Genomic DNA, 11645 nt, shown 5'->3' with positions numbered 1-11645 from the left:
TTTAGATCAAAACGAATTGATGGAAGTAGAAGGAGGCATCGTACCCGCCCTGATCGCTGGATACATCGCTGGTGTGGCCCTCTACGCCTGGGTTTCTAAGTAGTAGTTCCGCCAGGCAAGACCCTGCTCCTGGTAGCAGGGTCTCTGCTTTTCGCCCGCGGGAATGCCATTCGTTCCGTCCGTAGCCCGCTACGGACGGAATTGCTGATTATAGCCTCCCGTTATAAAGCAAAACCAAACGTTGTTGAGCTAGCGAGCTGATTGATAGACCTTTGACCTAAGAAGTTAAACGTCGAAATCATGAGCCAACAACTGCATCCGGCTGAAGTCATCGAGCACACGACTGAAGCCTACTTACCCCAAGTATCCGCTCGCGGGCAGGTGATCTACCTGACGATTCTGGCGGCGGTTTTCGTGGCCCTGGGTAGTTTACCCTTTATCCGCACGGAGGTATCAGTACAAAGTTCGGGTGTAGTGCGTCCCCGGGCCGAACGCAATGAAATTCGCCCCCTCATTGCGGGTACACTTACCGAAGTACTGGTTCGGGAAAACCAGCCCGTAACGGTCGGCCAGCCGCTGTTTCGCCTGCAAACGGACGTACTCGACAGCAAATTACGCCTGATCCGCCTCCAGCAGCAGGAAAAAGATGGCTACATCCGCGACCTGACGCTACTGGTTTCTACGCCGCTCTCCCAGGCTCCGGCTTCCCTTTCGTTGCATTCTCCGCTGTACCGGCAGCAATACGAACAGTTTCGGTATCAGCAGGTGGAACTGGCCGAAACCCTTCGCAAACGCCAACGCGAACTCCAGACCAATCAGAAATTACTCAGTGAAAAACTCATCGCCCAGCAGGAACTTGAAGACAAGGAATTTGCCCAAAAGACGGCTCAGGCTCAGTACCAAACCCTGACCGAGCGTCAGATGAGCGATTGGCAAACGGCCCTGGCCCAGTATCGTCGCGATGTGGTCGAACTACAGGCTCAGCAGCAGCAATTGCAACGCGAACGTGACCTGTACCTCATCAAAGCTCCCGTGGCGGGGAGCGTGGGGCAGCTGGTAGGCAAGTACGTGGGCAGTTACGTTCAGGCCGGAGAAGTCATGGGAGTCATTTCACCGGATTCCAATCTGCTGGCCGAGTGCTACGTCTCACCCAAAGACATTGGCCTCCTTCAAAAGGGGATGAAAGCCCGCCTGCAGGTGGATGCCTTCGACTACAACCAGTGGGGCCTGGCCGAAGGCGAGATTGCCGACATCGCCAATGACATCACGGTTACGGATCAGCAGACTTACTTCCGGGTGAAGTGTAAACTCAGCCGTAATCACCTCACGCTCCGGCAGGGCGTCAAAGGATACCTGAAAAAAGGAATGTCCCTGCGGGCTCATTTTGTGGTCACCGAACGCAGCCTTTTTGATCTGCTCTACGATAAAGCCGACGACTGGTTGAATCCCAAAACCAATCCCGGACTGGCTTCCCGCTAAGTGTTTCAACTCCTTCCTGTGTACCTCCTTAATGAAATTGAGCAATGTTTACCCGTAAGAAAATATGCATCAAGCAGCATGACATCACCGACTGTGGTGCCGCCTGCCTGGCTTCGGTAGCCGCCCATTATGAATTACTCATGCCCATTGCCCGCATCCGGCAGTATGCCTCGACCGATCAGAAAGGAACTAACGTACTGGGCATGATTGAAGCCGCCCAGCGACTGGGTTTTCAGGCCAAAGGCGTACGGGGTACGTTTGAAAGCCTCTCGAAGATTCCCATGCCCACGGTGGCCCATATTGTCGTCAAGGAAGTACTGCACCATTTTGTCGTCATCTATCAGGTGACCGATACCCACGTGGTCGTGATGGATCCCGGTCCGGGCAAAATGGAAAAATATACGCACGAAGCGTTTCAGAAAGTATGGACGGGTGTACTGGTGTTACTATTGCCTGGGGAAAGCTTCGAAACGGGGAACAACAAAAAATCGATTACGGGCCGGTTCTGGAATCTGGTCCGCCCGCACCGCTCGGTGATGATGCAGGCACTGGTTGGGGCGTTGGTGTATACGGTGCTGGGCCTGTCCACGTCGATTTACATGCAGAAAATCGTAGATCACGTATTGGTAGAGGGAAACCGGAATCTGTTGAATCTGCTCAGTGTGGCCATGATCCTGATTCTGGGACTGCAACTCTTCATCGGTTCCATGAAAAGCATTTTTGCCCTGAAGACGGGACAGCAGATTGATGCTCACCTGATTCTGGGTTATTACAAACACCTGCTCAAGCTACCCCAACAGTTTTTCGATACCATGCGGGTAGGGGAGATCATCTCGCGGGTGAATGACGCCGTAAAAATCCGGGCATTCATCAATGACACCGCTCTGACGCTGGTAGTCAACGTATTTATCGTCCTGTTTTCCTTCGGTATGATGTTCACCTACGACTGGAAACTGGCCCTGATCATGCTGGCGGTCATTCCTTTTTACGCTTTGATTTACTGGGTTGTAAACCGGGTTAACAAAAAGGGGCAGCGAACCCTGATGGAAAATTCTGCTGATCTGGAATCGCAACTGGTGGAATCACTCAATTCGGTAGGAACCATCAAACGCTTCGGGCTGGAGGGCTTTTCGAACGTGAAAACCGAAACCCGCTTCATCAAACTGCTCCGCAGCATTTATACCTCGGCTTCCGTATCTATCTGGGCGGGTAGCGGTTCGGAGCTGGTATCGCGGTTGTTTACCATCATTTTACTCTGGGTGGGTTCGGGCTTTGTCATCGACAACGCGATTACCCCCGGGGAACTCCTCTCGTTTTACGCCCTCATTGGCTATTTCACGGGTCCGGCCAGCAGCCTGATCACGGCCAACCGCGTGGTACAGGAAGCCCTGATTGCCGCCGACCGTCTTTTTGAAATCATGGATCTGGAACGCGAGGCTACGGAAAATAAAATCGAACTCCGTCCGGAAATGATTGGGGACATTACCTTCCGCCAGATGTCTTTCCGCTACGGCTCCCGCGTACAGGTCTTCCAGAACCTGAATCTGACGATTCCCAAGGGTAAAGTGACAGCTGTAGTAGGCGAAAGCGGATCGGGAAAATCTACCCTGCTCTCGCTGTTACAGAATCTCTACCCGCTGCAAACCGGGTCCATTTACATCGGCGATTACGACATCAAGCACATTCATAATGAGAGCCTGCGTCGGCAGGTGAGCGTAGTACCGCAGCAGGTGGATTTATTCGCCGGGAATGTCATCGACAACATCGCCGTCGGGGAGTACCAGCCCGATATGCAGCGGATTCTGGGGCTCTGCCAGTTGCTGGGTATTTCCGAATTCATCGAAAAATTACCCAACGGTTTTCATACCTACCTGGGCGAAAACGGAGCCAGTCTGTCGGGCGGTCAGAAACAGCGGCTGGCGATTGCCCGGGCTCTGTACCGCAATCCCCAGATTATCATTCTGGATGAAGCGACCTCATCGCTCGATTCGGTATCCGAACGAGCCGTACAACATACAATTGAACAATTGCGTCAGGCGGGCAAAACCATCATCATCATTGCTCACCGCCTGAGTACGATCATGAATGCGGATAAGATTGTCGTGATTGAAGAAGGCAAGCTGGTCGAAGAAGGTTCGCATGCCGAATTGCTCGACTACCGCCAGGCCTACTATAAACTCTGGGCTTCGCAGTATCTGGTCAGTACCCCGGAAACGGCTCTGGATCGGGCTAGTCTGCTGAATGTGAGTGCCAACGGTACGGAATCCACCCCTACAAACGCCAGCCACCATGTTTCGATTCAATCCTAAACTCGTCGCAGCCTTTCTGCTGGGCGTTGGATGCCTGACGCCCGGCCTGGCCCAGACCCGTATTTCACTCCAGGAATGCATTCAGCAGGCCATCAAGGAAAACCTGCAGATTAAAGATGCGGAGTTGCAGCAGGAGTCAACAATCAACACCTATCAGCAATCCCGACGCGACCGAATGCCTGCCGTATCCGGCGTATTTAATCCGGGCTATTCACTGGGTCGTTCCATTGATCCGTATACCAACAGCATTACGACCGATCACCTGGGAACGAACAATCTGGGCATAACGGCCAGCTGGGCGGTCTACAACGGCAATCAGTTGCAAAGTATTCAGAAGCAGAATGCCCTGAATCTATCCGCAGGTCAGTACGATTTGCAAGCGGCTAAAAATACGATTACCCTGAAGGTACTGCAGGCCTATTTGCAGGTGCTCGTGACGCAGGAACTCCTACAGGTGGCCCTGAAACAGGCCGAGGCGACGCAACTGCAACTCGACCGCATGACCCGGCAGGTGCAGCTTCAGGTCGTGGCTGAAGCCAATCTCTACAACCTGCAATCGCAGCGAGCGAATGATGACTTACAGATTACCAACGCTCGAAACGAGGTTCGTACGGCCCAGATGGCTTTGAGCCAGCTACTCAACTGGCCCGCGGATCAAAACTACGAACTCGAAGCCATCGCCAGGGAAGTGACGGCGGCTCCGGTAGAATCCTGGCAGCAGGTATACCGCTCGTCGCTGACGATTCTGCCCGAAAGTAAATCCGCGGATTTACGCATTCAGTCTGCCCGAAGGGGTATGGACGCAGCCCGGGGGTTGCGACTACCCACGTTAACGCTCAATAGTTCGCTGGGAACCTCGTATTCATCGGCGGCCAAGAAATACGTCGCCGGCGATTCGTACCGCGAAGAGCCGCTCAATGCCTTTGTAACGGTGAATAATGAACGCTACCAGCTCAGTTCGATCAGCCAGACTACCCGTACGCAGAACATGGGTTACCTGGAACAATTGGGCAACAACCCGGTATGGGCGGTGAGTCTGTCTTTGCGTATTCCCATCTTCAATGCCAATCAGGCTTCGTACCGGATTCAGGAAGCGAAGATCCAGCAATTGCGGGCTGATAATCAGCGAAAACAGGTCCATCTGCAACTGCGACAGCAAATTGAACAGGCGTTTGTTCTCTATAAAAATGCCCTGGAACGCCAGCAGACGCACCAGCGGCAGGTAGAAGTACTCGAAAAGACTTTACACGCGGCCCAGGTACGTCTGGAAGCAGGGGTGGTAAACGTACTTGATTATACGCTAGCCAAAACGAACCTTGACCGGGCTCGGGCCAGTCTCATACAGGCAACGTACGAATGTGCGTTCCGCCAGCAAATTATTGGGTTTTACCAGTCAGGTACCCTCAATTAATGTGTTGCTCAATTTCGACTATTCACACACGTATCGGCTGCTGGCTGGTGCGTGTGTTGCTGTTTCACGGAGGATCGAGGGGTTCAAGGGATATAAAAAACTCCTGATCATCAGTGATGACAGGAGTTTTTACTTCAGTGTTTCAGAAAAGTTCCGCCAAGACCTTCTCTGAAACAGTACGGTTGAATTATTCCTCATAGGTAAGATTTTTCTTTGAATTGAAAAAGGATTTTTGTAAGAATTTTTATTGATATAACAGGTAGTGGTACAAAGGTTTAGGCGTAAAAAAAGCTATGGATTTGAGCGTTGGTTTTCTCTGGAAAACGCAGCAATCTGAGCATGATAAATCTTGCGTATGTATGACCGACTGACGAATACAGATTCGTTTTATAACCCACGATTCAATGCCCGTAAAGCCTGTTTTTTTAGTAGTTGAAGATGATGAAGATGATCGCGATTTTTTAATGATGGCCTGTCAGGAAGGAGCGTACTTCTGTGATCTGGTTTTTGCTCACGACGGGGCCCATGCCCTGGATTTACTGGAACATCATATTCCCACGCCTAGTCTCATCATTCTCGACATCAATATGCCAAAGATGAATGGCATGCAACTGCTGGAAAAACTTAAAGAATCTTCCCAGTGGAAACATCTGCCTATTATTATGCTGACCACCTCGCAGGACCTGCAGATGATTCAGGACGCCTACCAGCTCGGGGCGAATTCCTACCTTGTAAAACCTTATTCCTATCAAAAAGTATCCGAACTCTTCGACGGCCTGTATAGCTACTGGATTCGGACGGTACAACTGCCGAAAAAGTAAAAGCCTAACGTAGCGTAGAACCGGGAAGCAGACAGTTTTGCCAGTATTCGACGATGGTTTTCAATTGTTCCTTGAACGTGGAATAATCGCTTGCTTTTTTATAAAAACCCTGAATGGAGCCCTGATATGCCTGATTGACCAGGGTCGGATTGGCCGCGGTCGTCAGGTAAATGAAGGGGATAAATTTTTTCTGAAGGTCGGCGTGCTGCTGCATTTGCTGGCGAAGCTCCAGTCCATTCATTAACGGCATGTTCACATCGCAGAGAATCAGAAAGGGTTCTTCACTGGTATTCGTCAGATATTCCATCACCGGAATGCCGTTGGAAAAGAAAAGCAATGGATTGCTGATTCCCAGTTCTTCCAACGTAGCACGCAGTAAAAATTGATCATCTTCGTCGTCTTCAACGCAAAGGATAGGGCCGTGTAAAGCCATAAGCAGCAAAAGTAAAAACTGTAAGAAAAACTACCGGCAAACGTCTGCACGAAGCATTCTTTTGGGATAAACACAAAAAATAGCTTCTGGTTTAAAAACCTTCTATTTTCTAACTAGCTGGCCCGGAGTTTTATTACCTGAATCAGGGAAAGAAATACCCGACTGAATTTTGCTACTTTGCAGGGTTAATGACCTGTAATCTTTAAACAGTCGGGTCTGTTCCCCAGTTACCTGAATAAACGAAGTATCTTGGCTAAGCTACCCATGAGTAATGATTTGTTAACGCCTGAATCCAACCACTACCAGCATGATCGGTATGTATTTGCACTAGCCTCTGCGGGGCTGGGCACCTGGGACCTGGACCCCCTGAATCATGTTGTTGCGTGGGATGACCTTTGCAAGCAGTTCTACGGATTTTCTAAAGACGATGTCGTAGGCTACGATGAGGTACTTCGTTGCATCCACGCCGAGGATCGCGAACGGGTTGATCAGGCCGTTACTTGGGCCCTTAATCCTGCTTCAGGGGGACTGTATGAAATCTCTTTTCGAACCATTGGGGCAGAAGATGGCCTCCTTCGGTGGTTGCACTGCAAAGGCAAAGCTTATTTTAATGAGAACGGAGAAGCTACCGATTTTCCGGGACCGCTCAGGACGTTTCTTCCCACCGGGAAGCCCAGCAGAAAGTACAGGCCGCCGAAAATTTAGCCCAGCTTGCTCTGGAAAGCTCCAAAGCGGGTTCCTTTTATATTTTACTGGCAACAGATGCCATTTCCTATACGCCGCGGCTGGCGGAAATACTAACGGGTGAACCACGTTCACAACTGAACCGCCAGAACTTTATTGCGAGTCTACATCCTCAGGATGAGCATATTCGGGATGAGGCTTACCAGATCGCCAACCAGACAGGCCACCTGCAATACGAAGCTCGCTTTGTCTGGAGAGATGGCTCTGTACACTGGGCCCGTGTCATTGGTACCTTCGCTTTCGATACTGACGGTACGCCTTTATCACTGGCGGGCATCGTTCAGGAAATCACCGATGAGGTGATTCACCAGCAGGAGGATGAACGCCTGAAAGCCCTGGTGAACGGCAGCGAAGAGTGCATGGGTATTGCGGATATGAACGGCAACCTGCTCTTTGTGAACCCCTATGGACTACAGCTGACGGGCCTGACTCTTGCTCAGGTAAAACGGATGAACCTGCTGGAATTCTGCTCAGCAGATGCCTACTGGCTGTTGACGCAGGAAATTTTACCCACGCTGAAGCAGGAAGGTCGCTGGGCGGGGAATGTACCTTTCCGGAGTTTTCCCTCGGGCAAAGCCATTCCCGTTCACATGAAAGCTTCGTATCTCAAGGATAAGAGCGGCCATGTCCTGAACCTGCTTTTTACGGCTCATGACCTCCGGGCGGAGCTGGCTTCGCGTCAGTCCCTGCAAGAAAGTGAGGCGTTGTTTCGTAATATAACCACGGCCTCAACGGCGGCTCTCTGGATTACCGATGCTCAACTGCACATTACGTATGTGAGTCAGCGGTGGATTGACTGGACCGGCGAACCCCTGAATCAGCATGTAGGTTTTGGCTGGCTGGATTTCGTAGTTGAACAGGATCGAGCTCAGACGGCGGAACGCTTTCTGGCTGATTTTCACGCAAAGCGTAACCATAAAAATCAGTTCCGGATTTTTAATACCGACGGTACGATCCGCTGGGTAGACTGCTCGGGAAGTCCGCAGTTTAATGAACAGGGTAACTTTACCGGCTATATCGGGGCTATTCTTGATGTGACGAGTACCGTTGAGGCTCAGCACCAGCTCCTCAATAGCCAGGATCGCTTGCAATCCATTATTCTTCAGGCTCCCGTGGCCATTAGTCTGTTAATGGGGCGGTCGATGGTCATCGAAACGGCTAACGACCGAATTCTTGAACTCTGGGGTAAAACGGAAGCCGTAATTGGGCTGCCGCTGACCCAGGCCCTGCCCGAAATTGAAGGGCAACCGTTTATGCAATTGCTGGAAGGCGTCTACGACACCGGGCAGGCTCATTACGGAATCAGTACGCTGGCCCGACTCGAACGCGGTGGCGTATTGCAGGATTGTTACTTCGATTTTGTCTATGCTCCCCTCCGCGAAGCTGAGGGGCATATTAGTGGTGTTATGGTGATCGCTACGGAAGTGACCGAACAGGTCCGCATTCGATTAGCCCTCGAAGCCAGTGAACGGCGTTTCCGTAAACTCATTGAAGAAGCTCCCATGGCTACGGGTCTTTACAAAGGTCGTGAACTACAGGTAGAACTGGTAAATGAAGCGATGATTAAGCTTTGGGGCAAAGATAAAAGCGTACTGAACAAGAAACTACCGGAAGCCTTACCCGAACTGGAAGGACAACCGTTTCTGCAAATTCTGGACGACGTATTTACCTCCGGGAAAGCCTACCATGCTCAGGCCGACCCGGTGGATCTGGTCATTGATGGTCGGATGCAACGGGGCTACTATAACTTTACCTACAAACCCCTGCGAAACGAATTCGGGGAGGTGTACGCCATTTTGAATATGGCCGTAGATGTTACCCAGCAAATGACGTCTCAGAAAGCTCTGGAGAAAAGTCAGAAACAGTATCAGTTACTAGCCAGCCAGCTTGAAGAACGGGTGGCCGAACGTACCCTGGAACTTGATCAGCTCAACCAGGAATTAACTCTGACCAATAATAATCTTCAGCAATTTGCTTATGCTGCCAGTCACGATTTACAGGAGCCGTTAAGGAAAATACAGACCTTCAGCTCCATTCTGGCGGAACGGCACACGGCTGGACTCACGGAAAGTGGTCTGAACTTACTGCATCGCATTCAGTCTACGGCGGATCGTATGTCAATGCTGGTGAAGGATGTTCTCGATTATTCCCGGCTGACGACCACCCAGGGATTGGAACAAAAAGCCGTAGAGCTTCGGGAGTTACTCGACGGCGTCTTACTTGATTTGGAAATGCCCCTGCAGGAAGAAAAGGTAGAACTCGTCATTAGCCCTTTACCGACGGTTTGGGGCAATGCTCGTCAGCTCACGCAATTGTTGCAAAATCTGCTTTCCAACGCTATTAAATTCCATAAGCCGGGAGAACATCCCCGGGTTGAAATCCGGACGCAGAAGGCCACTGCTGAAGAAATGGCCATGTTGCCTCAGCTTTCTCCCTTCAGAACCTACATTCGGCTGGACGTCAGCGATAACGGAATTGGTTTCGAAGAGGAATACAAAGAGCAGATTTTCCAGATTTTTCAGCGACTCAATAGCCGGGACAATTACCTGGGTACGGGTATCGGGCTGACCCTGTGCCGGAAAGTTGCCGAAAACCACCAGGGCTATATTACCGCTCAGAGTCAACCGGGGCAGGGAGCTACCTTTCAGGTGTTTTTGCCGGACAGTCCACCCGTATAGTCTGATACGGTAAACAGAATGGTTAGTCCTGGGACTGCCGTATACCTCGCAAAAGTGGTATGGTTTTATTGAGCTAGAGCTTATCTAACCACTAATCCACGAAGTCATGACTGTGATCGAGCTCACAAAAAACGAGGTATTTACGGCCCCCCGAGACGGGGCGAACGAAAGTCTCTGGCAATCGAAATTACATGTGGGAACCGAATCCCTATCCTTCAACGAATCAACCGTATACGACACGCTAATTGTGGGCGGAGGAATTACCGGCCTTACCGCCGCCGTGTTATTACAGCAACAAGGACAGAAATGCCTGCTCGTCGATGCCCATAGCCTGGGTTATGGCACGACCGGAGGAACCACGGCCCACATCAATACCTTTGCCGACACCACGTACGCGGAAGTAGAAAATGATTTTGGGGCCGAGGCGGCCCAGCAATTTGCCAATGATATTGCCGGGGCTGTGTCCACGATTCAGGATTGGGTCCAGACGTATAAAATTGACTGTGATTTTGAACGCAAGCAGGGCTTTGTGTACGCCGATGAAGAAAAGCAGCTCAAGGAACTCGACAGCCTGTTTCAAAGTGCGGTGAAAGTAGGAGTGAAGGCCCGTCTGGCTCCTAAAGCTCCCGTTCCCATACCGACGGTGAAGGTCATTACCATCGACGATCAGGCTCAGTTTCATCCCTTAAAATACCTGATGGGTTTACGCGAAGTGTTTGTTAAAGCTGGCGGCGTTATTCTGGAAAACACCCGGATCGAACAAACGACACAGAAGGACGGCTACCACGAAGCCGAGTCCGAAGGCCGTATCCTGAAAGCCAAGCAAATCATTTACGCTACGCATATTCCGCCTGGTGGTGTGAATCCCCTACATTTTGAAGCAGCACCGTACCGGAGTTATGTACTGGCCGTTACCCTGAAAGACAAAGCCTACCCCGACGCCCTGGTGTACGATATGCAGGACCCCTACCACTACTTCCGTTCGCACGTAGTCGAGGGCCAAAAGTATCTGGTTGTGGGTGGAGCGGACCATAAAACCGGTCACGGCGATCCTGAAGCTTCCTTTGCTGAGCTGGAAGCCTACGTGCGGCAGTACTACGAGGTGGATTCGGTAGCTTATCGCTGGTCGGCCCAGTACTACATGCCCGTGGACGGACTGCCTTATATTGGTAAACTGCCCGGCTTTTCGGAAGGAATTTTTACGGGGACGGGTTACAACGGAAACGGAATGATTCTGGGTACGCTAGCAGGAAAAATTCTGAGTGATCTCGTGCTGGGGAAAGAAAATCCGTCGGCAGCTCTGTATGATCCGGGTCGGGTAAAACCCCTGGCCGCCGCTTCCGAATTCATCAAGGAAAACGCCGATGTCGCTTACCGCTTCGTCGCTGATCGTTTTTCTACCGAAGAATTGGATTCACTCGATCAGCTTCAAAATGACTGTGGGATGGTGGCTGAATTTTCGGGAGAAAAAGTGGCCGTCTATAAAGACCCATCGGGAGACATTCACGCGGTTAGTCCGGTGTGTACGCATACGCACTGCATTGTCAACTGGAATAACTCCGAAAAAAGCTGGGATTGTCCCTGCCACGGAGCCCGCTTTGATACGGATGGAACGGTACTGACCGGCCCCGCCCGGCGAAATCTGGAACCGGTAGATTTGAAAGGCAAGGCTTAAGCTTAAGGCCAGATTGTTTATAGAGAAACTAAAAAGAGCGGATGAAAGGTTAACTTTCATCCGCTCTTTTTCTACGAAATGCCTCAAGTGTTTAT

General features: G+C 51.0%; 9 protein-coding genes and 1 pseudogene. 9 read left to right on the top strand and 1 reads right to left on the bottom strand.

The window, feature by feature from the left end:
- The 5 genes from BWI93_RS29680 to BWI93_RS18005 all read left to right on the top strand — a co-directional run.
- Positions 1-103 (top strand): class IIb bacteriocin, lactobin A/cerein 7B family (locus tag BWI93_RS29680; protein ID WP_141217519.1); only part of this gene is annotated, 103 nt, incomplete at its 5' end.
- Between the two features lie 197 nt (positions 104-300).
- Complete coding sequence (locus BWI93_RS18020; protein ID WP_094813767.1) at positions 301-1479, top strand: HlyD family secretion protein; 1179 nt, start codon at positions 301-303, stop codon at positions 1477-1479.
- 44 nt (positions 1480-1523) lie between these two features.
- Positions 1524-3788 carry a peptidase domain-containing ABC transporter gene (locus BWI93_RS18015; protein WP_094813765.1) on the top strand — a complete coding sequence of 755 codons (2265 nt, stop codon included), beginning with the start codon at positions 1524-1526 and terminating at the stop codon, positions 3786-3788.
- Complete coding sequence (locus tag BWI93_RS18010; RefSeq protein ID WP_094813763.1) at positions 3769-5199, top strand: TolC family protein; 1431 nt, start codon at positions 3769-3771, stop codon at positions 5197-5199. Before BWI93_RS18015 ends, BWI93_RS18010 begins: the two co-directional genes overlap by 20 nt.
- A 404-nt stretch (positions 5200-5603) precedes the next feature.
- On the top strand, positions 5604-6020 hold the full coding sequence (locus BWI93_RS18005) for a response regulator (RefSeq protein WP_094813761.1): 417 nt from the start codon (positions 5604-5606) through the stop codon (positions 6018-6020).
- Positions 6021-6024: 4 nt separating this feature from the next.
- Here the strand turns inward: BWI93_RS18005 and BWI93_RS18000 are convergent, their stop codons facing one another.
- On the bottom strand, positions 6025-6453 hold the full coding sequence (locus BWI93_RS18000; protein ID WP_094813819.1) for a response regulator: 429 nt from the start codon (positions 6451-6453) through the stop codon (positions 6025-6027).
- 249 nt (positions 6454-6702) lie between these two features.
- Here BWI93_RS18000 and BWI93_RS17995 point away from each other — a divergent pair, with 249 nt between their 5' ends.
- From BWI93_RS17995 to BWI93_RS17985, 4 genes and pseudogenes are all read left to right on the top strand, one after another.
- On the top strand, positions 6703-7158 hold the full coding sequence (locus BWI93_RS17995; RefSeq protein WP_176454265.1) for a PAS domain-containing protein: 456 nt from the start codon (positions 6703-6705) through the stop codon (positions 7156-7158).
- An 11-nt stretch (positions 7159-7169) separates the two neighbouring features.
- A pseudogene (locus BWI93_RS29675) lies at positions 7170-7493 on the top strand (PAS domain-containing protein); the annotation flags it as partial.
- Positions 7494-7496: 3 nt separating this feature from the next.
- Entirely contained in the window at positions 7497-9875 is a 2379-nt protein-coding gene (locus tag BWI93_RS17990) for a PAS domain S-box protein (RefSeq protein ID WP_094813758.1), read from the top strand.
- Positions 9876-9981: 106 nt separating this feature from the next.
- The gene (locus tag BWI93_RS17985; RefSeq protein WP_094813756.1) at positions 9982-11550 is read left to right on the top strand and encodes an FAD-dependent oxidoreductase; all 1569 of its coding nucleotides are present in this window, start codon (positions 9982-9984) and stop codon (positions 11548-11550) included.
- Positions 11551-11645 lie beyond the last annotated feature (95 nt).

It is taken from the genome of Siphonobacter sp. BAB-5385, from assembly GCF_002261125.1.
Lineage (GTDB): Bacteria > Bacteroidota > Bacteroidia > Cytophagales > Spirosomataceae > Siphonobacter.
This window is presented reverse-complemented; position numbering and strand designations above follow the sequence as displayed.

Bases quoted from the DNA above. Each gene is read 5' to 3' on its own strand.
- BWI93_RS18020 (WP_094813767.1), top strand. From the start codon at position 301: ATGAGCCAACAACTGCATCCGGCTGAAGTCATCGAGCACACGACTGAA.
- BWI93_RS18015 (WP_094813765.1), top strand. From the start codon at position 1,524: ATGTTTACCCGTAAGAAAATATGCATCAAGCAGCATGACATCACCGAC.
- BWI93_RS18010 (WP_094813763.1), top strand. From the start codon at position 3,769: ATGTTTCGATTCAATCCTAAACTCGTCGCAGCCTTTCTGCTGGGCGTT.
- BWI93_RS18005 (WP_094813761.1), top strand. From the start codon at position 5,604: ATGCCCGTAAAGCCTGTTTTTTTAGTAGTTGAAGATGATGAAGATGAT.
- BWI93_RS18000 (WP_094813819.1), bottom strand. From the start codon at position 6,453: ATGGCTTTACACGGCCCTATCCTTTGCGTTGAAGACGACGAAGATGAT.
- BWI93_RS17985 (WP_094813756.1), top strand. From the start codon at position 9,982: ATGACTGTGATCGAGCTCACAAAAAACGAGGTATTTACGGCCCCCCGA.